General features: G+C 68.3%; 17 protein-coding genes. 13 read left to right on the top strand and 4 right to left on the bottom strand.

Annotated features, from left to right (window positions below; genetic code table 11):
* The first annotated feature begins 1 nt into the window (after position 1).
* From ACGHC0_RS04865 to ACGHC0_RS04880, 4 genes are read left to right on the top strand one after another with little or no spacing between them, the layout of a single operon-like run.
* The gene (locus ACGHC0_RS04865) at positions 2-1,549 is read left to right on the top strand and encodes a DUF2079 domain-containing protein (RefSeq protein ID WP_368354232.1); all 1,548 of its coding nucleotides are present in this window, start codon (positions 2-4) and stop codon (positions 1,547-1,549) included.
* On the top strand, positions 1,546-4,908 hold the full coding sequence (locus ACGHC0_RS04870) for a hypothetical protein (protein ID WP_415267583.1): 3,363 nt from the start codon (positions 1,546-1,548) through the stop codon (positions 4,906-4,908). The genes ACGHC0_RS04865 and ACGHC0_RS04870 overlap by 4 nt, the downstream gene beginning before the upstream one ends.
* Positions 4,909-6,084 (top strand): polysaccharide biosynthesis C-terminal domain-containing protein, encoded by a 1,176-nt coding sequence (locus ACGHC0_RS04875; RefSeq protein ID WP_415267584.1) that lies wholly within the window; start codon positions 4,909-4,911, stop codon positions 6,082-6,084.
* On the top strand, positions 6,075-7,166 hold the full coding sequence (locus tag ACGHC0_RS04880; RefSeq protein ID WP_368354235.1) for a glycosyltransferase: 1,092 nt from the start codon (positions 6,075-6,077) through the stop codon (positions 7,164-7,166). Before ACGHC0_RS04875 ends, ACGHC0_RS04880 begins: the two co-directional genes overlap by 10 nt.
* 13 nt (positions 7,167-7,179) lie before the next feature.
* On the opposite strand, the gene ACGHC0_RS04885 is transcribed toward ACGHC0_RS04880, so the two are convergent.
* The 3 genes from ACGHC0_RS04885 to ACGHC0_RS04895 form a co-directional block, all read right to left on the bottom strand.
* Entirely contained in the window at positions 7,180-9,003 is a 1,824-nt protein-coding gene (locus ACGHC0_RS04885) for a glycosyltransferase (RefSeq protein ID WP_368354236.1), read from the bottom strand.
* 29 nt (positions 9,004-9,032) lie between these two features.
* Positions 9,033-11,033, bottom strand: coding sequence for a tetratricopeptide repeat protein (locus ACGHC0_RS04890; protein WP_415267585.1), 2,001 nt, complete (start codon positions 11,031-11,033; stop codon positions 9,033-9,035).
* 130 nt (positions 11,034-11,163) lie between these two features.
* Positions 11,164-11,844 carry a TetR/AcrR family transcriptional regulator gene (locus tag ACGHC0_RS04895; RefSeq protein ID WP_107134064.1) on the bottom strand — a complete coding sequence of 227 codons (681 nt, stop codon included), beginning with the start codon at positions 11,842-11,844 and terminating at the stop codon, positions 11,164-11,166.
* 347 nt (positions 11,845-12,191) lie between these two features.
* On the opposite strand from ACGHC0_RS04895, the gene ACGHC0_RS04900 reads away from it, so the two are divergent.
* The 9 genes from ACGHC0_RS04900 (at position 12,192) to ACGHC0_RS04940 (ending at position 23,803) form a co-directional block, all read left to right on the top strand.
* On the top strand, positions 12,192-13,547 hold the full coding sequence (locus ACGHC0_RS04900; RefSeq protein WP_415267586.1) for an NAD(P)-dependent oxidoreductase: 1,356 nt from the start codon (positions 12,192-12,194) through the stop codon (positions 13,545-13,547).
* Between the two features lie 46 nt (positions 13,548-13,593).
* Complete coding sequence (gene preA / locus ACGHC0_RS04905; protein ID WP_107132250.1) at positions 13,594-14,937, top strand: NAD-dependent dihydropyrimidine dehydrogenase subunit PreA; 1,344 nt, start codon at positions 13,594-13,596, stop codon at positions 14,935-14,937.
* Positions 14,938-14,953: 16 nt separating this feature from the next.
* The gene (locus ACGHC0_RS04910; protein WP_415267587.1) at positions 14,954-16,456 is read left to right on the top strand and encodes an NCS1 family nucleobase:cation symporter-1; all 1,503 of its coding nucleotides are present in this window, start codon (positions 14,954-14,956) and stop codon (positions 16,454-16,456) included.
* A 35-nt stretch (positions 16,457-16,491) separates the two neighbouring features.
* Positions 16,492-17,955 carry a dihydropyrimidinase gene (gene hydA / locus ACGHC0_RS04915; protein ID WP_368354240.1) on the top strand — a complete coding sequence of 488 codons (1,464 nt, stop codon included), beginning with the start codon at positions 16,492-16,494 and terminating at the stop codon, positions 17,953-17,955.
* Positions 17,956-17,974: 19 nt separating this feature from the next.
* Positions 17,975-19,237: a Zn-dependent hydrolase gene (locus tag ACGHC0_RS04920; RefSeq protein WP_368354241.1), complete on the top strand. Its 1,263-nt coding sequence runs from the start codon at positions 17,975-17,977 to the stop codon at positions 19,235-19,237.
* A gap of 185 nt (positions 19,238-19,422) precedes the next feature.
* The gene (locus ACGHC0_RS04925; RefSeq protein ID WP_368354242.1) at positions 19,423-20,493 is read left to right on the top strand and encodes a peptidoglycan-binding protein; all 1,071 of its coding nucleotides are present in this window, start codon (positions 19,423-19,425) and stop codon (positions 20,491-20,493) included.
* Positions 20,494-20,568: 75 nt separating this feature from the next.
* Entirely contained in the window at positions 20,569-21,111 is a 543-nt protein-coding gene (locus ACGHC0_RS04930; protein ID WP_368354243.1) for a hypothetical protein, read from the top strand.
* Between the two features lie 124 nt (positions 21,112-21,235).
* Entirely contained in the window at positions 21,236-22,090 is an 855-nt protein-coding gene (locus ACGHC0_RS04935) for a hypothetical protein (protein ID WP_368354244.1), read from the top strand.
* Between the two features lie 156 nt (positions 22,091-22,246).
* Positions 22,247-23,803 carry a methyl-accepting chemotaxis protein gene (locus ACGHC0_RS04940; protein WP_368354245.1) on the top strand — a complete coding sequence of 519 codons (1,557 nt, stop codon included), beginning with the start codon at positions 22,247-22,249 and terminating at the stop codon, positions 23,801-23,803.
* A gap of 31 nt (positions 23,804-23,834) precedes the next feature.
* Here ACGHC0_RS04940 and ACGHC0_RS04945 read toward each other — a convergent pair whose 3' ends face one another.
* Positions 23,835-24,881, bottom strand: a complete 1,047-nt coding sequence (locus ACGHC0_RS04945; RefSeq protein ID WP_368354246.1) for a bifunctional nicotinamide-nucleotide adenylyltransferase/Nudix hydroxylase — start codon at positions 24,879-24,881, stop codon at positions 23,835-23,837.
* Between the last annotated feature and the right edge of the window lie 42 nt (positions 24,882-24,923).

The raw sequence follows: 24,923 nt of genomic DNA on the forward strand, positions 1-24,923 counted from the left end.
CGTGTCGGGGTCGGCCGAGGTGACGGACCGGCGGGTCGGGGCGCTCCTCTGGGCCCTGGCGGCGACGCTGGTCGGCATGTCGCTGCTCAAGTACCAGGCGCTGTCCAGTAACTGGTTCGACCTGGGGCTGTTCGAGAATGTCTTCCATGCCTACCTCGGGCAGGAGGGCGGCGGGGGACATGCGTTCTTCGGCCATGCCCAGCCCTTCATGGGCGCGTACGCCTATCTGTACCGGTGGACCGGTCCGCTCGGCCTGCTGGCGCTGCAGGGGCTGGCGCTGACCGCTCCGGCCTGGCTGGTCTGGCGCCAGTACGGCGCCTGGCCTGCGGTGGCGCTGCTGCTGTACTACCCGCTCTGGGCCAACGCCCTGTTCGACTTCCACTTCGACCATCTTGCCGTCCCGTTGCTGGCGGGCTTTTACGTGGCGTTCGAGCGTCGGCGCATGGCCTGGGCCATGGCCTGCGCACTGCTGCTGGCTGGTGTGAAAGAGCCTTTCGCGTTGCAGACCACGGCCTGCGGCCTGTTCCTGCTGTGGCAGGCCTGGAGATTGCGCGGAGCGGATGCCCTGCCACGCCGCTGGGTCGCAGCCGGCCTGGTGCTGGCCTGCGGCGGGGTGGCCTGGTTCTATGTGGCCACCCAGTGGCTGATTCCGCGATTCACGGGAACGAGCGGGGGGCTGGATGCGGATGCGTTCACTTGGCTGGGCCACGGCATCGGAGGCATGCTGCGGAACCTGCTGTCGCACCCCTGGCTGCCGATCACCGAGGCGCTGGCGACGCCCGGGAAGCTGATTTATCTGTTCGTCTGTTTCGGCATGCTGGCCTTCGTTCCCCTGCTGAGCCCCGCGTGGCTCATTCCCGCCCTTCCTCCCCTGCTGATCGCGATGCTGGCCCGGTCCGAAAACTACTACAGCTACGGCAACCACTACACCGCAGGGCTCATTGCTCCGGCGATCGTCGCGTTCGCCCATGGGCTGCCCGCGTTCTGGAGGCTCTGCGGGCGCGTCGGCGTGCCTCGGCAAGCGGCCGCCCTTGCGCTGGGCGTCGCGCTCCTGGCCGGCCATGTCCTGCTCGCGCCGTCTCCGCTGGGGCGCCTTTTCTGGAGCGACAAGGTCTGGAGCTACAACTGGCGGGCCTATTGGCCGGATGACCGTACCCGGCGTATCCAGGCGGCTCTGGAGCGGTGGGTTCCCCGGGACGAGGGGGTGAGCGTTGCGACCCAGAACACGGTGAACTGGGGCCACCTGCCCTTGCGCGAGGCGTATTTCGCATTTCCCGATGGTGTGTTCTCCGCCAAGGCCGTGCCTGCATGGACTTCGGACGGCGTTGCCGGGGCGCCGCCGCGTGCGCGCCATGCCGACTATGTGGTGCTGGACGAGCGCCGCCCCTGGTTCCTGCTCGACAAGGGCTGCCTCTGGTTGCGCGGGCAGTGTTCCGACGAGGTCGCCGCCGCACGCTACCGGAGCGCGGTGGCGCAAGTCAGGAAGCTCTATAGCGTCGTTTACGAGGACGACGGCTTCTCCATTCTCCGACGGAGGGAAAACCCATGAAGCGGCTCTGCTTCCGCCTTGAGCGATGCTGCTGGCGCGCGTGGCTCGCCGTCGCGCTGTGCATTCCGATGGCTGTCCCGGCCGCCGATGTGGCGACCGATGTCGCTTTCGGTCCTTCGCCCGTTCCCGGCTATCTGGGCAAGGTGCTGCAACCGTTGTCCGCAGGCGATCCTCTGTTGCCTGGGGCATTCCAGTTGAAGGCACAGCTGGGATTGAAGCAGGTTCCGGCGATGGAGCTGGACTCCAGCGCGCCGCTGGAGCCTGAAGCTGCACCCAGCCGTGCCGCGGCGCCGGAGCACGGCATCCGGCTGAATGCCTCTGCCGGCACGGATCTTTCCGCTTACGACGAGCTCTGGATCGACCATGCCACGCTCGGGCAGTGTTCGGCACAACTGACGCTGCAGACCGATGAGGGATTGCGCGAGGGGCGTCCGAGCAGCACCACCATCATCGGCATGGAGGAAGGCCGCAGCGTGCTTTTTTCCGAGCAGCCCGCGCGCATGCCCTGGGTCGCCAAGGACATGTTCTACCTGCTCGCCCGGCAGTGGGGCAGCCGCGACGATGGCAAATGGCGATATGCCCAGGACGGGGATGCCACGGTGCTTCAGCGGCGCTTGCAGGTATCCCTGGACCGGGCGCAGACCATCGAGATGGAGTTTCCCTCCGGAGCCAGGCTCAATGGCGTGAATCTGTTCATCAGCGTGGGCCATCACCATCGCCCCAGCCGTCTGCTGACGTCCGGGGATTTCACCAGCGAGGTGCAGGACGACGGCCAGCGGACCCGCTTGCGCATCCGCCTGGACCGCGTCCTCGCGGAGTACCGGCAGCGCGGGCAGACCGTGTCGCTTGCGGAACTGCTGGTGTTCTACCGCGGGGCGAGGGAGCGGACGGTGGCCGAACAGCCTTTGCGCCGGCTGACGATCTATAGCCTGGCAGGCACGGGCAGGGCCCCGGATGGGGAGCGCGTATTGCAGGTTCCCATGACAACCGCTCCGTTGACAGCCACCGTCTGGCGCACCAAGCTGGATCTCAGGGACGTCACCGGTCGCTGGGTGGCCCGGATGCCGCTGCGGTCTGCCGAATGGCAGGTTTCGGGAGCCCCTGGCTGCAGGACCGACCTGGTCTCGGCCCATCTGGTAAAGCTGCGGCGCTCCAGCACACCTGCGTTCCTGGACGAGGCCGCTTCCCGCGTCCGTTCTCTGGGAGGGCCCTTCCTGGTCCGGCCCGAAGACCGCAATGGCGTGGAGTGGCTGGATTTCGCGGCCCAGTTGCCGTTGGCCGAGGCGCGGGTGCATGCCAGATTGCCGCGCGGGCAGGGGGGGGAAGTGGAGTTCCCTGGCTGGGGACTGCGCGTGGCGTCCAGCGGCGGCACGGTCCAGGAGCGGGGCGTGGCCGAAGGCATGCTGTTGCCCTCGGGCGCCATGGTGGATATGGACTGGCAGGTGGATTTCCGGGTCCGCCCAGGGCAGCGCCTTTATGTGGGTATCCACACCACGGGCCGCCGCCAGCCGGAGGTGGAGGTGCGCGCCGTAACGGACGACGGACGCGACTACCGCTTCAGGGCGATGCCGAGCCAGCCCGTGCTGCTGGATCGCAGGATCCCCGAAGGGGCGCGGGTGCGAAGCCTGTCCCTGCGTTTCGATGCCCTGGAGGTGGCTGCGCCCTGGACGGTCAAGGACATCTCGGTGTTCCGCCCTTACCGCCTGGACGCTGCCCAGGCCGCCACGGCACCCCGGTTCGGCTGGGGCGTGGTACCCCTGGTCCCACGGGCCGAAGCGACCGATCCGGGTGATGTGTGGCGCAGTGACGGCGTGCGCCTGACAGGCATCCTGCGGGCGCGGCCCGAAGCGGCAGGCGCCACGACGCTGCGCTGGTCCACGCCTGTCGGGCTGCCTGCCAGGGATCTGCTCGAATTGCGCCTGGAATACGACGTGCGGGGCGCCGAGATGGACAGCTGCTGGCTGCAGGCGGAAATCCTCGGCAGCGACGGGCATCGGCTGGAACGGCGGCTCTGTCCACGCGACGGCCATGTCCGCGAGGGGTTGGCCGCAGAGCTGCGGGAGCGGTTCGGCGAGAACGAACGCGTCACGGAGATCCGCTGGAAAGCCGCACTCTACATGGACAGGCCCGTGCAGTTGAGCTTCCTGGCCGAGGCCGGCGTGGGTGCACGTCCCTCCGCGATGGACTCGCTGTCCCGCGGTACCGGACTCCTCGTGGAAGGATCACTGCACATGCCCGAGGCGCTGCCCGGTTCGCTTCGGGATGCCCTGGTGCAGGGGCGTCGCCCGGTGTGGCTCGACTATGGGGTTCTGGAGGTGGGGCAGAAACAGGAGATGACCCCGGTGCTGCTGCAGGATGACGGCCTCTTCGAGTTGAGGCATGTCACGCTGGTGAGCAACCAGGACGAGAAATCGGAAGCCGTGGTGGAGTGGCGCGACATGCTGAGGCCGCCGGCACCCCCTCCCGGAATGGGAAAGCTCAAGAAGCTGGTGCTGGCATTCGCCGCCGGCGCCGGGGCCTGGCTTGCCTGGCGGTTGCTTTCTCCGCATTGGCGCAATGGACGGGTCCGGCTGCGGGCCTTGGCGGTACAGGGGCGCCTCGCGGCCGAGACCGCATGGGGGCTGGGTGAGCGCGTCGCGGCGGGCGTCGGCCGCCATCGCCGGGTGTTCCATCTGGCCAGCATGGTGGCCGCGTTGCCGTGGTTCTGGTGGGCCGGCAGGGGCGACGAAGGGGTGCCCTGGCTGCTGGGTGCGGGTGTCGCGCTGTGGATGACGTCTGCCCTGCACCTGTGGCGCGGGCTGCCTGCCTGGGGCAGGTTCTTCGCCGTCTATCTCTGGCCCTGCATGTGGTTCGCATGGCTGGCATGGGCCCTGGGTGCGTATCCCGCACCTTCTTCGCCGCTTTCTTCGCTGGCGGTTGTTGTGGGATGCCTGTGGCCTGTCGCATCCATGCTGCACCGGTCGCTGGGATGGATGCGGCGGGGGGCTGGCCTGTGGCTGGGCCTGATGCTGCTGCTCGGGGTGGCGAGCTATGGGTTCGGTTTCATGCGCACGGCAGGCTGGGGCGAAAATGTGTTCATCACGCTGGGCGGGCTCTGGATGATCGCTGCGTGGTGGTTCGCCACAGTCAGCGCACGGGATACCCTGGCCCGGCGCCAGCCCCGCCTTGCGCGCTGGATCTACGGTGAGCGTGGAGGCCCCTTTCTCGTCGGCTCCCTGCTGGCGCTTGCGGCCTCGATGGCGCTGCTGATGCTCGGCATGAGCCAGATGGCAGCCCACGTGGTGACGCTCTGCTTCTACCAGCTGTGCATTGGTGTGGCGCTGCAGGCGTCCGTCCACTGGTGGCGGAGATCGTCGTAGATGTGGCTGCGTGGATGGATCAACCAGACCGCCGCCAGCCTGTGGGTGGCGGTGGTTTCCATGGTCCTGGTGTTCGCGCTGGGCCGCCTGCTCGGACCGGAAAGGTTCGGGGAGTACAACTATGTGCTGACCCTGGCCTCCCTGATCGCCATTCTCCAGGACGGCGGTTTCAAGACCCTTCTGCAGCGTGAGTCCGCACATCGCAGCATGGATCTGGATGCGGGCGGGCTGACGCGCTATGCCCTCGGGCACATCCTGTCGGTGAGTTTGGTGGCGGTATGCCTGGCTGCCGTGCTGGGGGCGGATCGGCGGGGCGCGATGGTCTGGGCCATCGTGGCGATGGCTTTGCTTGCGGCGGCCAACATCCTGTCCGCGCGGTGGCGGGGTGTGGGGGAATATGCCAGGGATGCCTTGTGGCAGGCAGGCGTGCGCAGCATCACGGCGATGCTCATCCTCGGCTGCGTGATGCTGTGGAGGCCGGACAGTACGGCGGTTTTCGTGGGCTGGGCCTGCGGTCTGGCGTTGGCGCTGGCTGCGGTGCGGTTCACGGTCCTTCCACGGTGGAATCCTCCGGGAGTCGTCTACAGGACGGCGGCAGCCTTCATGCTGATCGATCTGGCGACCACCATCTATTTCCGCATCGACATCGTCCTGATGGAGCAACTGGGCGTCGCGCCTGCGGACATCGGGCGGTATGCTGCCGCTTACCGGCTCTTCGAGGGGGGCGTGCTGCTGCTGGCGCCCGCTGCCACGGTTTTCTTCCGGGAGCTGCGCCTGCGGTGGCAGGACCGGGATGCGGCCAGGGCGTTACTGCGCCGCGCCCTCGGTGGCGTGCTGCTGCTGGCCGCCGCCGGATCGGTCGTGGTGCACTGGTTCGCCGAGCCCCTGCTGGTGCTGGCATACGGGGATTCCTATGCTGCCGCAGCGCCGTTGCTGTCCTGGCTGCTGGTCGCTTTCCTCTTCCTGGCACCCAACTATGTGCTGACGCAGGCAGCGGTGGCCCTGGGGCGGGAGCGATGGTATGCAGTGACCGTCTGCATCGCCGCTGCCGTCAACGTGGGTTTGAATTTCTGGCTGCTTCCGCGTTTCGGAGCATTGGGTGCGGCGTGGGCCAGCATCGCGACCGAAGCCGTCTTGATGGTGCTTTTGTACAGAGGGGTGCGTTCATGGCTGTGAAGGGCGTGGTGCTCTATGACTTTCTGCATGCGAAAGGCGGTGCCGAGCGCCTCACGCTCGATCTCGTGCGGGGCCTGGAAGGGGCCGAGCTGTGCTTCGGCTACCGGCAGCCGGACGTCTTTCCCGCCAGCGAGCTGGCAGACATCGCCTGCCATGATCTGGAGGCCACCACACCCGTGCCCGGCTGGCGCACGCTCAAGGTACTGCGTGCATTCTCGGGCCGACAGGCACGGTTCCTGGATCAATACGACTGGGCGATCTTCAGTGGAGTGCTCGCCCCGGTCGCCGTGCGGCACCGCCGGGGGCGGCGCAATCTCTACTATTGCCATACGCCGCCGCGCTTCGTGTATGACCTGCGCGCCTATTACCAGCAGAAATTCGCGCCGCCGCTGAGGCCGGCTCTCGCCGTGCTCGCGGCCTACCTGAAGCGGCGCTACGAGTCGTCGGTGGCTGAAATGGACATGGTGATCGCGAATTCGGAGAACGTGCGCGGCCGGCTGCGCGAGTACCTCGGGGTGGACGCTACGGTGGTGCATCCGCCCATCGACGTGGAGCGGTTCCGCTGGCGGCATCGGGGGGATTACTTCCTCTCGCTTGCGCGGCTGGAAGACTTCAAGCGGGTGGACCGGATCGTGGATGCCTTTCTGCGCATGCCGTCCCGGCAACTGGTCGTGGTATCCGGCGGTTCGCAGTTCGAGGCCCTGCGCGCGAAAGCGGCCCAGGCACCCAACATCCGGTTCACCTCGTGGCTCGGGGACGATGCGCTCGCGGAAATGATGGGAGGGGCCCGGGCCTCGATCTACATTCCCCGTGACGAGGATTTCGGCATGTCGCCCGTGGAGAGCATGGCCGCGGGCAAGCCCGTGATCGGTGTGGCCGAGGGCGGGCTGCTCGAGACCATCGTGCATGGGGAAACCGGCTGGCTTCTGCCGGCGGAGCCATCCGTGGAGCAAATCGTCGAAGCGGTATCGGCACTGTCGGGCGATGCGGCCGAAGCCATGCGGCCCGCGTGTGAAAGCCGCGCCAGGGAATTCAGCAAGGATCGCTTCCTGCGGCGCATGCGGGAACTGGTGGCGGGGTGAGGGGCCGCCGGTCTCAGGGGTCGGCGCGACGCTGCAGGGGCCTGGGGCGTGCCGTGGCAAACCGGAAGAGGGTGGTTGCAGCGAGCCGGCGGATGCCGCTCCACCACGGATGGGGCGCTGCTTCCGAGGCTGCAACCGGCTCCGGCGCATGCACTGCAGGGTCGATGCGCACGATGCGCATACCCACGTGCCGCGTGAGCCACAGAAGTCCGAGGTCCGCATCATCCAGCAGAGCGGCTTCCGTGGAGGTGAAGGACTCCATCGCGGCGCGGCTGTAGTACGCGGGGTGTGCCGGGACGGGCGAGGTCTGCAGCACACGTCGCCACCATGGCGCCTCGTTTTCTGGAGCACGCAATACCGCTGCATCCGCGCGCGGAGCATGCTCCAGAAGCTCCTGCCACAGCCGGGGGGCCGGCCGCTGGCTGGAGGAGATCGTGAGGATGCCGCGATGGCCCTCGGCCAGGGCGAGGCGCATTCCGGTCTGGACGGCGCCCCAGCGGCTCATCGGGATCAGGGGGCGCAGCACCCTGGCGCCGGCCTCCTGCGCGAAAAGGCAGGTGCCATCTGCGCTCCGGTTGTCGATCACCAGGGGAATGCCCAGCCCGGCGTCGCGCACTGCGTGCACCAGCGCGGCGATGGAGTCCGAATCGTTGCATGCCGGAATAACCACGAGCGGGCCCCGGGTGTCGGCCGCCGGCCGGCGCTTGGACGTGACATGCCGGTACTCCCGTTCGATCGCGACGGCACCGCTGTGGATGGTGAATGACCGGAGCAGGGCCTGCCTGCCTGCGGCGCCCAGGCGTTGGCGCAGCGGGACATCGTGGCGAAGGCGGGTGATGGCGTTCCTCCAGCCGTCAACGTCCTCGATGGGGACGCGCAGGCCCGCCCTGGCATGGGCGACGAGCCAGGGCATGCCGGACCCGGGCAGGTCGGTGACGATGCACGGCTTTGCATGGAACATCGCTTCCAGGAGCACGATGCCGAATGCTTCGGTACGTTCCCTGGAGGCGAGGCAGAAGATGTCGCAGGTGGCGAGCAGCGAGTGCTTGCGTGCGTCGTCCACGTCGCCCAGCAGCCGGATGCTCCCCCTGCCTGTACGCGACTGCGCCGTCTGTATGCGCGCCTGCAGGCTGTCCCGCAACTCGCCGTCGCCGACGATCAGCAACTCCACGCCCGGCAGCGCGGCAACGGCCTGGATGAGGGTCTCGAAGCCCTTGTAGTAAGTCAGGCGCCCGATGGAAAGCAATTTCAAGGCCGTTCCCGGAGACCATGCGTCGCCAGGGGTGGCGGCGGGCAGGCTGCCGAGGTCGATGCCCAGCGGGACCGTCACGCACTTGCTTCTCCAGTACTGCAGGGCCTTGCTGGCCTCCAGGTAGGGCGGGGACGTCGCGATGATGCGTTCCGCACCGTCCAGCAGCGCATGCTCGAAGGGGCGGTACAGGGCGTATGCCAGTGCGACCGAGAGCTTGATTTCCGACACCACGACATCAGAGTGCCAGTGGACCACCCAGGGAATGCGGCGTGCGCCGGGCAGCGTGAGTGCCCACAGCGCGGAGTTGTTGGGCATGTGCAGGTGCAGCACATCGGGTCGCAACCGGCGTATCGCCCGCGCCAGCGCTGCGCGAAAGCCCAGGGCGAATGGTGCATACACCAGCTGGAATTGCACAGGTACCCGTTCCAGCCAGTGCGGATCGTCGGGTTGAGGTGCGCCGTGGACGAGCGCGTGCGCCTCGATGCCCTGGGCGCGCTGGGCGGCGATCAGGTCGGAAAGGAACACTTCCATGCCGCCGCGGTAGGGCGGATAGAACTTGCCTACATGCAAAACGCGCAGGGCCACGGGGGAGTCGTCTCGTGCCTGTCTTCGGCCTATGGCTTGGCGGCAGCAGCCACTTCGGCCCGGATCTGCGCGTACTGAGGGTTGCGCGGGTCGAGCCGGATGGCCTGGTCGAGATCCTTCAGGCTGGCTGCATACTGGCGGGAGCCACGGTAGGCCATGGCGCGCCCGTAGTAGGCCGCGGCATTGGGGGCGCGCGCGATCAATTGGTCGAACAGCGCGATGGCCTCCTGCGTGTCGCCCTTGCCGACATGCGCCATGCCCAGGCCCAGCAACAGGCGCGGGTTGGACGGGCTGGCCGGAAGCAGGGCATTGAAATCCTTGATCGCGTCGTCGAACCGGTTCGCGCCGATCGCGCTCTCTGCACGGCGAAGATGCATGAGCTGGCGGATGCGGTCCATTTCGGCGGAACTGAGGCCCAGGAGTTCCGTGCGCAATCCCTGGTCGAACTGCGCATAGGCCTGCGCATACCGTCCGAGGGCAAATTCCGATTCACCACGGTGGTAGTAGAGCTGCAGATCCTTGAAGCCCTGCTTCTCCGCATCGTCGAAGGCTGCGATCGCTTCGGTGTGCTTCTTCTGCTGCTGCAGTGCCACGCCCATGTTGAATCGGGCAGCGCCGCGCAGCGCACCCAGCGCCTCGGCCGTGGCGAAGGCTTTCTGGGCCTCCGCCACGGATCCACGGTCCAGGTGGTAGGCGCCAAGGTTGAGGAATGGGCGCCACCGGCCGACCGCATTGGCGGGCGCCTTCACGTCGATTTTTTCAGCCGCATCGCTCCAGGCGGTGTAGTCGTCCCGCAGCGAGGCCGAGCGCTCGAAGGCAAGCAGGGCAAACACCAGTCCGACCATGGCGCCCAGCATGTAGATGGCGCGCGGCTTGAAGCCGGTGAGGGCGATGGCGACCAGGATGGGTACGCCGACGGCCCAGAGGTAGCTTCGGTAGAGAACGAAGGGGTCCTGCACCCAGACGGTGGCGAATTCGGTCACGTAGAGCAGCAAGGGAAAGAGCAGCGCGACGCCCGCGAGGCTGAGCACGCCCCGGCGGCGCAGTACGGCCCATGCTGCGGCCACCCAGAGCGCCACGTAGCCCAGCAGGCCCAGCACTTGCGGGAACGCGGTGAACGAGAGGGGGAAAGGCGGCCGCAGATCCACGGACATCCACATCACGTTCGGCACGAACCACAGGAAACCGTAGGCGAAGAACAGGGCTGCCTCGTTCAGAATGCTGAGCGGGTACATGCGCTGGGTGATGCCCGGGCTGAGCAGTTCCAGCTGCCTCGTGAGGTCGATGGAGCGCTGGTCGAACACCTTGCCGATGAATTCGCCATACACGCCGAACAGGACGGCGGCGGCCACGGCGACCAGCAACGCGGAAATGCCCGCGATGCCTGCCACCGTGCGCCACGCGGGGCGCCTGACATGGATATACAGCGGCACCGCCATGGCGGCCACCATCACCGCATGCTCCTTCGACAGCACCGCCGCCGCATAGGCCACGACGGCGCCGGCATACCAGGCGGCCCCGCGGCCCGACAGGCCGCGCACGAAGCACCAGCACGCCAGCACCGCGAAGAACGTGGCCATGACGATGGAGCGCTGCACGAGGTAGGCCACCGCGTAGACCGCCATGGGGTTGACAGCGAAGAGCGCCACGCCCACGCGCACGGCGGCGAGCCGCGACGCGGTGAAATGCGGCTGGGCTTCGAATTCCTCGGGGAAGCGCGTGTGCGCGAGCAGGTTGCGCACGAGGGCATAGAGCGCCGCCACGGTGCCCAGGTGCAGGGCGATGTTCACCAGGCGCTGCTTCCACCATCCGGCGCCGGCCAGGCCGTCCACCCAGACGAAGCTGCCATAGGACAGCAGGCGCTGCTTGAAGGCGAGCAGGTTCCCGTAACTGCCGAAGATGGTGCCGTCGGTCAGGGCCAGATCGTCGAACAGCAGCGCGTGGTCCCAGGCGGGCAGGTAGATGGCCAGGACGGCCGCCACGACGGCGATACCGAAGACGATGAGTGATACGGATGGTTTGGTGGCCATGGCGGTGTGTGCGTGACGGCGGAAGACGGACGGCGCAGGGCGTGCGGGCGCACCGTGCGACCGCGGGACGCGGAAGTCTAAGCGATGGGGCCGGGAGCGCTGCCGTGGGGCGCTCCGCCCGGCGGGCGCCTCAGGCCGGCGGGGCGCTGTCCGGCGCCAGGCCCGCAAGCACCATGTGGCAGATCAGTGCCTCGGCATGCGCGTAGTCCCGCTCGGTCAGGGCCGGCTTGCCCAGCAGCAGGGCGAACTGCGCCTGCTGGTCGGCGTAGGCCTGGGTGACCGACCAGATGATGAACATCAGGTGCGTGAAGTTGACGCGGGCGATGCGGCCTTCCCGCGCCCAGCGCTCGAACGTGCGCACGTCATTGCGCAGCACCGGGCCCACGCGTTCGGCGATGACGTCGCCGTAGCGCGGCGCGCCGGCGATGACCTCCTTGGCGAACACCTTGGCGGCATTCGGGCGCTCCAGCGACGACCGGAGCTTGGCGCCGATGTAGCGGCGCAGGGCTTCGGAGGGGTCTTCGCCGTGCGACATCTCCTCCATGCCGTCCAGCCACTGGGTGAGCACGTCGTCCAGCACACGGCGGTAGAGGGCTTCCTTGTTCGGGAAATAGTAGAGCAGGTTGTGCCGGCTGATGCCGGCCGAGGCCGCGATGCCCTCCAGCGATGCCCCTTCGAAACCGAACTGGGCGAACTGGCTTTCCGCCTCCGCGAGGATGGCCTGCTCCTTGCGCAGGCGCGCGGCGGACGGAGCGCTGGTGGTGCGCGGACGCACGGGGGCTGGGCGGGACGGCGGCAGGCGGGAGCTCATATGCACCATTGTGGGCCGAAGCAGGGGGCCGGAAACGGTCTTCCCCCGGGGGGCGCTTCTGGCATGGCGTTTGCTGTCCGGGATTTTACCAATAGGTAAGTTTTTACCGGTTGGTAAATTGCAAGCCACAACGGCGCGACATGCATCCGCCACCACGAGCGAGGACCACGATGACCCCTTCGCCTTTCCTGCCGCCCCGGAGCACCGGGCGCGCCGCCGCACCGGCACCGCGGCCCGGATTCCGTCCGGGTGCCCTGGATCTCCGCGCGCTGCCTGCGCGCGCGGAAGCCTTCTCCCTGCCTTCCTGATCCCGATTCTCAGGGATTCACACACCACAGGAGCCTCCGATGGAAACGACGACCGCCGGCACCGGCTGCGGCGTGCATGGTGCACGCCTCGAGCTGGCCCAGTACGCCAGGAATTTCGGCGATGCCCACCCGCCGCTCACCCGTGTCCAGGCCCTGATCGAGGCCGAGCGCTGCTATTACTGCTACGAGGCGCCGTGCGCCACGGCCTGCCCGACGGGCATCGACGTGCCGTCCTTCATCCACCGCATCGCGCAGGGCAACGAGCGTGGCGCGGCGCGGGCGATCCTGGAGGCGAACCCGCTCGGCGGCATGTGCGCGCGGGTCTGCCCGACGGAGGTGCTCTGCGAGCAGGCCTGCGTGCGCAACGTGAACGAAGACAAGCCGGTGGAGATCGGCGCGCTGCAGCGCTATGCGACGGATGCGCATTTCGCGCAGCCGGGGGCGCCGCTGTTCACGCGGGCCGCGCCCACCGGCCTGCGCGTGGCCGTGGTGGGGGCCGGCCCCGCGGGCCTGGCCTGCGCGCATGGCCTGGCGCGGCGCGGGCACGACGTGGTGCTGTTCGACGCGCGGCCCAAGCTCGGCGGGCTCAACGAATACGGCCTGGCGAGCTACAAGACCACCGGCGGCTTCGCGCAGAAGGAAATCGAGTGGCTGCTGTCCATCGGCGGGATCGAGCCGCGCTGCGGGCAGGTGCTGGGGCGCGACATCACGCTCGCGGGGCTGCTGCAGGCCTATGACGCGGTGTTCCTCGGCCTCGGGCTGGCGGGCGTGAACGCGCTGGGCATCGCCGAGCCGCAGGCGGAAGGCCTGCGCAATGCGGTGGACTTCATCGCCGACCTGCGGCAGGCGCAGGACCTCTCCACGCTGCCCGTGGGCCGCCGCGTGGTGGTGGTGGGCGGCGGCATGACGGCGGTGGATGCCGCCGTGCAGGCCGCCAAGCTCGGCGCGGAGGAAGTGACCATGGTCTATCGCCGCGGGCAGGAGAGCATGTCCGCCTCGCTCGTGGAACAGCAGTGGGCGCAGACGAATGGCGTCACCGTGCGGCACTGGGCCGCGCCGAAGGAACTGCTCTGCGAAGGCGGCGCGGTGCGCGGCATGCGGTTCGCGGCCACGGCGGTGCAGGGCGGGCGGCTGGTCGAAACCGGCGAAGTCTTCACGCTCGAGGCGGACATGGTGCTCAAGGCCATCGGCCAGAGCTATCTCTCCGAATACGCGGGCGCCGAGGTGGCGCTGAACCAGGGCCGCATCGCCACCGATGCCGATGGCCGCACGAGCGTGCCGCGCGTCTGGGCAGGCGGTGACTGCCGCGCCGGCGGACGCGATCTCACCGTGGAGGCCGTGGAGCACGGCAAGGTGGCCGCGGTGTCCATCCACGAAGCGTTGCTGGCGGGCTGAAGCCGCTGCCGACCCACGACCCCAGAGAAAGACAACGGAGAAGCACATGGCAGACATCCGCAGCGATTTCCTCGGCATCCGCAGCCCGAATCCCTTCTGGCTGGCCTCCGCGCCCCCGACGGACAAGGAAGTGAACGTCACCCGCGCCTTCGAGGCCGGCTGGGGCGGCGTGGTCTGGAAGACCCTGGGCGAGGACCCGCACGTCGTCAACGTGAACGGACCGCGCTATTCCACGCTCATGTCGCAGGACCGGCGCGTGATCGGCCTCAACAACATCGAGCTGATCACCGACCGGCCGCTGGCCGTGAACCTGGAGGAGATCCGCCGCGTGAAGCGCGCCTGGCCGGACCGCGCGATGATCGTCTCGATCATGGTGCCGTGCGTGGAAGAGAGCTGGAAGCGCATCCTGCCGATGGTGGAGGACACGGGCGCGGACGGCATCGAGCTGAACTTCGGCTGCCCGCATGGCATGAGCGAGCGCGGCATGGGATCGGCCGTCGGCCAGGTGCCCGAGTACATCCAGATGGTCACGCAATGGTGCAAGCACTACACGCACCTGCCGGTGATCGTTAAGCTCACGCCGAACATCACGGACGTGCGGCAGCCGGCCCGCGCGGCACGCGCCGGCGGCGCGGACGCGGTGTCGCTCATCAACACCATCAACTCCATCATGGGAGTGGACCTCGAGCGCATGGCGATGAGCCCGAACACCGGGGGGCAGGGGTCGCACGGCGGCTACTGCGGGCCGGCCGTCAAGCCGATCGCGCTCAACATGGTGGCCGAGATCGCACGCGACGAGCAGACCGCGGGCCTGCCCATCAGCGGCATCGGCGGCGTGAGCACCTGGCGCGACGCGGCCGAGTTCATCGCCCTGGGCTGCGGCACCGTGCAGGTGTGCACGGCCGCGATGGTCTATGGGTTCAAGATCGTGCAGGACATGTGCGACGGACTGTCCAACTTCATGGATGCGCACGGCTACCGGACGATCGATGACTTCCGCGGCCGCGCCGTGCCCACGGTGAAGGACTGGAAGCAACTGGACCTCAACCACGTGGACAAGGCGGTGATCAACCAGGATGCGTGCATCCAGTGCGGCCGTTGCCACGTGGTGTGCGAGGACACCTCGCACCAGGCGATCACCTTCACCCAGGAGGGCGGGGTGCGCAGGTTCGAGGTGGACGAATCCGAGTGCGTGGGCTGCAACCTGTGCGTCTCGATCTGCCCGGTGCCCGAGTGCATCACCCTGCGCAGCCTCGCTCCCGGCGAAGTGGATGCGCGCACGGGCCGCACGGTGACCGGCGAATACGCCAACTGGACCACGCACCCGAACAATCCGAATCGCGTTGCTGCCGCTTCCGTGGCGCCGGCGGGCGCGGCAGTCACTGCATGACCGCAGGGAGGCTGCCATGACGCCATCATCCTCTCCCGCCTCCGGGGCCGCACAGGACCTCTGGAACGACGACCTCGCGCCCACGCAGGCGCACCAGCGCACCTGGCGCTGGCACCACTTCGCCGCCCTGTGGATCGGGATGGTGATGTGCATTCCCGCCTATACGCTTGCCGCGAGCCTGATCGAAGGCGGCATGTCGTGGAGCCAGGCGGTGGGCACGGTGTTCCTCGGCAACCTGATCGTGCTGGTGCCCATGCTGCTGATCGGCCACGCGGGCGCCAAGTACGGCATTCCCTACGCCGTGCTGGCGCGGGCTTCGTTCGGCACGCGCGGCGCCAAACTGCCCGCGCTGCTGCGGGCCCTGGTGGCCTGTGGCTGGTACGGCATCCAGACCTGGTTCGGCGGCATGATGATCTACACGCTGGCTGGCGTGATCATCGGGCATCCGCTGGAAGGCGGGAAGATCGCCGGCCTGGGAATCAACCTCGGGCAACTGGTGTGCTTCCTGATCTTCTGGGCGATCCAGTTCTACTTCGTGGTGCACGGCATCGAGTCGATCCGCAAGCTGGAGACCTGGACCGCGCCCATCAAGATCGTGATCTGCTTCGTGCTGCTCTGGTGGGCCTATGAGAAGGCCGGCGGCTTCGGCCCGATCCTGCACCAGCCCTCGCAGTTCGCGCCGGGCGGGCCGAAGGCCGGCCAGTTCCATGCCGTGTTCTGGCCGTCGCTCACGGCCATGGTGGGTTTCTGGGCCACCCTGGCGCTGAACATCCCCGACTTCACGCGCTTCGCGAAATCGCAGCGCGACCAGGTGGTGGGCCAGGCCATCGGCCTGCCGGTGCCCATGGGCCTGCTGGCGGCGCTGGCGGTGTTCGTCACGTCCGCCACGGTCGTCATCTACGGCAAGGCGCTGTGGGATCCGGTGGACCTGGCCAGCCGCATGACGGGCGCGGCCGTGCTGATCGCGCTCATCATCCTGCTGATCGACACCGTGAGCGTGAACCTGGCCGCGAACCTGGTCGGGCCGGCCTACGATTTCTCGGCGCTGAACCCCGCGCGCATCAGCTACCGCGTGGGCGGCTACATCACCGTGGGCATCGCCATCGCGATGATGCCCTGGAAGATCCTCGAGTCCACCCAGGGCTACATCTTCACGTGGCTCATCGGCTACTCCGCGCTGCTCGGACCGGTGGCGGGCATCCTGATGGTGGACTACTACCTCGTGCGGCGCACGCGGCTGGACGTGCCGGCGCTCTATGCCTACACCGGCCCCTACGCCTATAGCAGGGGCTGGAACCGGGTGGCCGTGGCGGCCTTCGCGCTCGGCGTGGCGCCCAACATCCCCGGCTTCCTGCACGCTGCCTTTCCCGCGGCCTTTCCGAACGTGGGCGCGGTATTCCGGCACATCTACGACTATGCGTGGTTCATCGGCCTGGCCATTGCCGCGGTGGTGTACCGCATCGGCATGTCCGGCCATGCCGCCGCCGCGTCGGCCGCTGCGCCGCTGCGCCGCGCCTGAGCCCGGCGACAACCCATCTTGCAAGGAGACCGACGATGAGCAGTGCACCCCTTCTGATCCGCGGCGGCACCGTGGTGAATGCCGACCGCGAGGAGCGCGCCGACGTGCTCTGCGTGGACGGACGCATCGCGGCGGTGGGCGGCGATGCCGCCAGCCAGGCGCCGGCGGGTACGCAGACCCTGGACGCCAGCGGCCAATATGTGCTGCCCGGCGGCATCGATCCGCACACGCACATGCAGCTGCCCTTCATGGGCACGGTGACGATGGACGACTTCTACACCGGCACGGCGGCGGGCCTGGCCGGCGGGACGACCACCATCATCGACTTCGTGATCCCCGATCCGAAGGAGCCGCTGATGGATGCCTACCGCAAGTGGCGCGGCTGGGCCGAGAAGTCCGCCGCGGACTATTCCTTCCACGTGGCCGTGACCTGGTGGAGCGACCAGGTGCATGCGGACATGGGCACCCTGGTGCGCGAGGAAGGCGTGAACAGCTTCAAGCACTTCATGGCCTACAAGAACGCCATCATGTGCGACGACGAAACGCTGGTGAACAGCTTCAAGCGCGCACTGGAACTGGGCGCCATGCCCACCGTGCATGCCGAGAACGGCGAGCTGGTCTACCTGCTGCAGCAGGAAGTGGCCAAGATGGGCATCACCGGCCCCGAAGGCCACCCGCTGGCCCGCCCGCCCATGGTGGAGGCCGAGGCCGCCAACCGCGCCATCGCCATCGCCGACGTACTGGGCGTGCCGATCTACGTGGTGCACGTGAGCTGTGCCGAAGCGGCCGAGGCGATCGCCCGGGCCCGCGCGCGCGGCCAGCGCGTGTTCGGCGAGGTGCTGGCGGGCCACCTGCTGGTGGACGACAGCGTGTACCGAGATCCGGACTTCGCCACTGCCGCGGCCCACGTGATGAGCCCTCCTTTCCGGCCACGCTCGGGCGGCCACCAGGAGGCGCTGTGGCGCGGCCTGCAGTCTGGGCAGCTGCACACCACGGCCACCGACCACTGCACCTTCTGCGCCGCGCAGAAGGCGATGGGGCGCGACAACTTCGCCAAGATCCCCAACGGCACCGGCGGGGTGGAAGAGCGCATGGCCGCGATCTGGGACGGCGGCGTGAACACCGGCCGCCTCACGCCCAGCGAGTTCGTGGCGATCACGTCCGCCAACGCCGCCAGGCTGTTCAACATCTATCCACGCAAGGGCTTCGTGGGCCCCGGCGCGGATGCCGACCTGGTGCTGTGGGACCCGGAGGGCACCAAGACCTTCTCGGCCAGGACACAGCACAGCAAGGGCGACTTCAATATCTTCGAAGGCCGCACCGTGCGCGGCATCCCCAGCCATACCGTCAGCCAGGGCCGCGTGGTGTTCGCGCGGGGCGATCTGCGCGCCGAGCAGGGCGCGGGCCGCTACGTGCACCGCCCGGCCTTCGGTGCCAACTTCCAGGCCGTGCACAAGCGTGTGCAGGACCTGGCCCCCAGCGCCGTCGCGCGCGCCTGAGAACGGACAAGGACAACCCATGGACACGACGACCACCGACAAGACCGACATCCGCCAGCTGCGCGTGAATGGAGAGCGCCTCTGGGATTCGCTCATGGAACTGGCGCAAATCGGCGCCACGCCCAAGGGCGGTGTCTGCCGCCTCACGCTCACCGACCTGGACAAGCAGGGTCGCGACCTCGTCACGCGCTGGGCGCGCGAGGCGGGCATGTCCATCACCGTGGACAAGATCGGCAACGTCTTCATGCGCCGCCCGGGCCGCGACGACAGCCTGCCGCCCATCATGACCGGCAGCCACATCGACACCCAGCCCACGGGCGGCAAGTTCGACGGCAACTACGGCGTGCTGGCCGGCATCGAGGTGGTGCGCACGCTCAACGACTTTCGTATAGAGACCGAGGCGCCCATCGAGGTCGCCTTCTGGACCAACGAGGAAGGCAGCCGCTTCGTGCCCGTGATGATGGGCTCGGGCGTCTTCGCCAGGGCCTTCACGCTGGAGCACGCCTATGCCGCCACCGATACCGAGGGCAAGACCGTCAAGGGCGAGCTGGAGCGCATCGGCTACATCGGCGATCAGGAACCCGGCGACCATCCCATCGGCGCGTATTTCGAGACCCACATCGAGCAGGGCCCGGTGCTGGAAGACCACGGCAAGACCATCGGCGTGGTGACGGGTGTGCTCGGCATCCGCTGGTACGACTGCACCGTGACGGGCATGGAGGCCCATGCCGGTCCCACGCCCATGGCCCTGCGCCGCGATGCCCTGCAGGTGGCCACGCGGCTCATGCAGGAGGTGGTGGCCTGCGCGCACCGCCATCCGCCGCACGGCCGCGGCACGGTAGGCATGGTGCATGTGCACCCCAACAGCCGCAACGTGATCCCGGGGCAGGTGAAGTTCAGCATCGACCTGCGCAACGCCACCGACGCCGAGTGCGACAGCATGGACCAGGACATCCGCGCCGTGGCCGCCCGGCTCTCGCAGGAAACGGGGCTGCCCATCCAGATCGATCTGGTCTCCAACTACCCCGCCCAGCCGTTCCATGCCGAGTGCGTGGAGGCCGTGGGCCGCGCGGCGGAGCGACTGGGCTATTCCCACATGCCCGCGGTGTCCGGCGCAGGCCATGATGCCGTGTACATGGCGCGCCTGGCGCCTGCGGGCATGGTCTTCATCCCGTGCAAGGACGGCATCAGCCACAACGAGATCGAGGATGCCCAGCCCGAGCACATCACCGCCGGTTGCAATGTGCTGCTGCATGCGATGCTGGAGCGGGCCGGCACCTAGATCGCCGATCGGTGCCGGCAGCCCGGCGCGCTACCTGCGCCGGCTTCGAACCCGGCCCGGCCGGTGCGAATGCCGGCTGGGAAATATGCACTTTGTTGCATATATCCCGCCATGGTCGGGTTGGCGAAGGTGATGTGCTCGCATAACGTCCGACCCTTTGCCATTTCCTTTTTCTTCGCTTCATCATGAATCCGTCCTCGACCCCGTCGCCTTTCCTCTCCCTGCGCGCTGGCACCCTGGCTTGCGCGGCACTGGCCGCCGCCCTGCTGGCGGGCTGCGAAACCACGAACATGCGCATGGGCAGCGCGGAGTCGAAGACGGTGGCGACGGGCGCGGCCGCCGGGGAGTCGTCGGCGAACGCGAACACGCAGCTGGAGCATTGCGCCTCGCCGCTGGGCACGGTGTCGCTGGTGGAAAACCAGGATGCAGGCTGGTACACCATCCTGCGCAACGAGTACCGCCTGCCGCCGACGTCGAACCTGCTGCGCCTGCTGATCCAGCAGTCCAACTGCTTCGTGGTGGTGGAGCGCAGCGTGACCGGCATGGGCGCCATGAACCGTGAGCGCGCACTGATGCAATCGGGCGAGATGCGCGGCGGCAGCAGTTTCGGCCAGGGGCAGATGGTGGCGTCGGACTACGGCCTGTCGCCGGAGATCGTCTTCTCCAACAGCGACGCGGGCGGCATCGGCGGTGCGCTGGGCGCGCTCATCGGCGGCGGGGGCGGGCAGGTGCTGGGCCAGCTGGGCGGATCGCTGAAGACGCGCGAGGCGAGCGCCATGCTGACGCTGGTGGACAACCGTTCGGGTGTGCAGGTGTCGGTGTCGGAAGGCAGTGCCTCCAAGAGCGACTTCGCAGGCTTCGGCAGCCTGTTCGGCAGCTCCGCGGGCGGCCGGCTGGGCGGCTACCAGAACACCTCGCAGGGCAAGGTGCTGACGGCGGCATTCATGGACGCATACAACCAGATGGTCATGGCGCTGCGCAACTACAAGGCGCAGAAGGTGCAGGGCCAGGGCCTGGGCGGCGGCGGCCGGCTGGGCGTGGACGGCGGCGCGGCCCCCTCGCAGACGAAGGCGGGCGCGTCGATGTCGGTGCGCGAGGCGCAGGCGCGGCTCAATGCGCTGGGCTACGACGTGGGCGCGCCGGACGGCGGCATGGGCCCGAAGACGACGAACGGGCTGCGGGCCTTCCAGAAGGACAAGGGCCTGCCGGTGACGGGCCGCCTGGACTCGGCCACCACCGACGCGCTCTCGCGCTGAGCCAGGGGGCGTAACGGCTCCCCTGGCTCCTCCGGGCGTGGCGCTACACTCCGCGCCCGGAGGAGCCTTCGAAAAATGCGACACACCATCACGCGCGTCTCCCGCACGTTGCGCGCTGCACTGGCACTGGCCGGCGTCCTCGCCGCCATCCCCTGCCCTGCAGCGCCCCTGTCCGGAGATCCTGCGTTCACGCGCCCCGATCCCGTCCGCCTGCCCGACCGGCCCATGCTGCGGGCCTTTCTCGAGGAACTGGGGCAGACGCGCCGCGCTAACACCTTCTGCTTCGTGCAGCAACGCCTGTCCCCACCGGAAACGGCCGAAGACGGCACCAGCGTGCTGTCGATGCTCTGGCGTGAAGGCGAGCGCATTTACCTCGTCAATCTCGTCCGGCCGGGCCAGCGCTATCAGCCGGTGGAAGACCCCGTGGGGGAAGGCCGTGCGCTGGCGTCCTCCAGCGGCAGCGTGGATCTCAAGACCGATGTCGTCCCGACCGAAGCCGACGTCGGCTCCAGCACGACCCTGGTGAGCCGTGCCTGGGTCGAGCGCCTGAAGGCCCAGTGCCGGCGCGTGGGCACGACGATCCGGGTACCTGCCTTCACGCCGCGGCGCACGCCGTAGGTCCGCGCCATACAGCCTGCCGCCATCCGGCAGTGCTCCCTTTCCTCCCGCATCCGCCATGGCCTGTTCCTGGTGCCTTCCGGCACGGGGACATGCCGCCCCTGTTTGCCGCCTGCCTCGCCATATGTCCAACGCCCTGTTGAAATACGCCTACGACGCTCCCCTGCCTGCAGCCATCACCCTGGTGGAAGGCAATGCGCTGCGCGTCAAGCTCGAATCCATCGAAAAGCGATACACGCTGGTGGCGGTGAGCGATTTCCCGAACGTGCTGGAAGTCACTGCCACCCAGCACAATGCGCGCGCCGACTCCTGGGCCTTCACCGTGACGGCGCGCAGTGCCGGCAATGCCAAGCTGGCGGTGCAGGTGCAGCGCGGCCCCGGTGTCCCGGCCCTGACGATCACTCCCGCGCTGGTGAGCATTTCCGTGAAGCGCAAGACGGTGCTGCCCGACCCGGACTCGGACGAAGGCCTGCTGGTGCGCCTCTTTCTCGTCGAGGTGCCCGCCCCGCAGGAGTGGCGGGCCGCAGGCATCGGCGGGCCGGAGGATGCGCTGGAAATCATGCGCATGATGCGCCGCGTGATCGTCAACCGGCTGCAGTCCGGCAACACGCGGGAGTTCATGGCGGCGGGCGCGCGCGACATCCGCGGCATCATCACCGCGAGCGATAGCGGCAAAGTGCAGTTCGCGGGGTTCGACAGCTATCCGAACATCGCCGGCGCCAAGCAGACGATGATCGAATCCCGCATGGCCATCGTCAACGATGCCACCAACACCCAGTGGCATGCCAGGTACGCGGCCTTCTACGAGGCGGCGCTCACGGCCGCGACCGAGCCGTTGCCGGCGGACCCCAGTCCCACGGGGCTCTTCGGCTGGCGCACCGAAGGGCGGGGCGCTCCTTCCTCGGAATACCAGGCCTTCCGGTCGCTGGGGCGCAATACTTTCTTCACGCACCAGCGGTACCGCGCCAACGGCCGTTGAGGCAGACGGCCCTCGGCAGCCCGTCCGGCAAATGCACGGATGGCAGGCCCGACCGTCGGGTCCAGCCCACAGTGGCGCCGTTGTTGCAATTTCACAAGCAACTCGGCCGTGGAGTTGACGTATTGTTACGCGTCAAAACCAATACACGAGGGTGCCATGAAATTGCGGACACGGATCCTGCTGCTGTGCGGGGCCACGCTGCTGGGGATGCTGCTTCTTTCCGGGGTGACGCTGACCACGCAGTACCAGACCATGCTGCGAGAGCGCACCAGCCAGTTGTCCACCCTGGTGACGCTCGCGCACGCGGCGGCGCAGAAAGCCTATGAAGAGGAAAAGGCGGGCCGCATGTCGCGCGAGGACGCCATGAAGGCGGCCAAGCAGGCGATCGGCAGCTTCCACAAGGGCGACCTGTATTTCTTCGTTCGCGGCTACACCGATGACGTGAACCTCGTCCACCCCAATCCCAAGCGCATCGGTATCGTCGATGCCAATGTCGGCAAGGCGGCGGGCGAGCGCTACCGCGCGGCGCTGCAGGGCAAGACCATCGGCACCGTGGTGGCCAAGGGCACGCGCCCGGGCGCCAGTCAGGAGGTGGAAAAACTCTATGCCATCATCAAATTCGAACCCTGGGACTGGACCATCGGCTTCGGCGACTACATCGACGACATCGACCATGCGTTCTGGCGCCAGGCGGCCATCCTGCTCTGCATCTGCGGAGTGCTGATGGCGGTCATCGTGGCTCTCGCCTGGGACATGCTGCGCACGCTGGTGCGCCAGCTGGGCGGCGAGCCCCAGTACGCGGCCGAAGTGGTGCAGCAGATCGCCGAGGGCAACCTGGCCGTGGATGTGCAGACCCGTCCAGGCGACCAGACCAGCATCCTGCATGCCATCCGAACCATGCGGGACAACCTGTCCGCCCTGGTGCTGCAGGTGCGGGAGAGCACGGGCTCCATCACCACGGCCTCCGCGGAGATCGCCTCGGGCAACGGCGACCTGTCGTCGCGCACCGAGTCGCAGGCCAGTGCCCTGGAGCAGACCGCGGCCTCGATGGAGGAATTGACGTCCACCGTGCAGCAGAACGCACAGAACGCCCGGGTCGCGAACGATCTGGCCGTGGCGGCTTCCGGCGTGGCCGTCCGGGGAGGTGCCATGGTGGGGCAGGTCGTGGAAACGATGGGTTCCATCGACGCGTCCTCGCGCAAGATCGTGGACATCATCAGCGTCATCGACGGCATCGCCTTCCAGACCAACATCCTGGCCCTGAACGCCGCCGTGGAGGCGGCCCGCGCGGGCGAGCAGGGCCGCGGCTTCGCCGTGGTGGCGAGCGAAGTGCGCAGCCTCGCCGGCCGATCCGCCGCTGCCGCCAAGGAGGTCAAGGGCCTGATCGACGACTCCGTGGCCAAGGTCGGCGAGGGTACCCGCCTGGTGCAGCAGGCGGGCGCCACCATGCAGGAAATCGTCGATGGCGTGCAGCGCGTCACCGCGATGGTGGCCGAGATCAGCGCCGCCAGCGCGGAGCAGAGCGCCGGCATCGCGCAGGTCAATCAGGCCGTATCGCAGATGGACCAGGGCACGCAGCAGAATGCAGCGCTCGTGGAGCAGGCCCTGGCGGCGGCCCAGTCGCTGAGCCAGCAGGCCCAGGCGCTCTCCCATACGGTGGACAAGTTCCGCGTGGACGAATCGGCGCGGGGCCTGCCGGCGCTGGCGTACTGAGGCTGCGGGCCCGGCCGCGCTGCGTGGCCGTTCAGTCGGCCGTGGGCTCGCGCGTCAGTCCCAGGAAATGGTCCAGCATGTGGAAGTGGTCTTCGAAGAAGGCCTCTTCCAGCGCGGCCAGCGCCGTGATGGGAAACCACTCGACCTGCGCCGCGTCGTCATCCGCGCGCACGTCGGGAAAAGGGTCGCCCTCCAGGTCGAAGTAGTGCGCGTGCGTGATGGTGCGTCCGCGCTGGCTGCGGTCCGGGTGGTCGAACACGGCCACCTCCCGCAGCGCGGCGCGCATGCGCGTCTCGGGCAGCGCGCAGTGCGTCTCCTCCGCCAGTTCGCGCAGGCAGGACTGCCAGACGGTTTCGCGCTGCTCGATGAAGCCGCCCGGCGCGGCCAGTTGCCCCTTGCCCGGAGCATGCGCACGGCGGATGAGCAGCACGTGGTCCTGGCAGCGCAGCACGGCATCCACGGTCACGAATACCGGCGGATAGGGCGCCTTCGCCCAGGCTTCGCGGTAGCCCCGCAGCATGCGCCACTCTTCCTGCAGGGCCGCGTAATGCGGGGCCTGGGCGAAGGCGCGCAGGAAGTCGATGGTGCTGTCGGGCATCTGCTCGGCGAGCGGCCCCAGCGCGGCGAGCAGCGTGTCCGGCGTGGCGCCGAAGTACGCATCGCGGATGGCGGTGGCGTCTATGCTGCCCTGCCGCTCCACGGCGATGAGCTGCCAGCCCGGAAACCGCCGCAGGTAGCTGCTGGTGGCGTCCTTGAAGTGGCCCACCAGCCCGATGCGCGCATCGGGCCGCACATGCCGCGACACCGCCTGCAGCACGGCCGCCACCCAGGCGAGTTCGTTGTAGTGGTCGCGCACGGGCAGCACGGTGAGGCGGGCGCGGTCCGCCTCGGGCAGGGCATTGCGCAGCATGGCTTCGCGCTCCTGCCAGGTGAACGGGTTCTTGGGCGAGCGTGCCTGCCAGGCCGAGCCCATGATGACGATGGCATGGTGGGCGCTGTCGAGCGCACGGCGCAGCAGGGCCAGATGGCCGTTGTGGACGGGCTCGAAGCGTCCGATGAGGATGGCGTTGTCGTACATGGATGCGGATGCGATGAGGGAAGCCCGCGGGCGGGACGCGAC

It is taken from the genome of Acidovorax sacchari (assembly GCF_042847045.1).
Classification (GTDB): Bacteria; Pseudomonadota; Gammaproteobacteria; order Burkholderiales; family Burkholderiaceae_C; genus Paracidovorax; species Paracidovorax sacchari.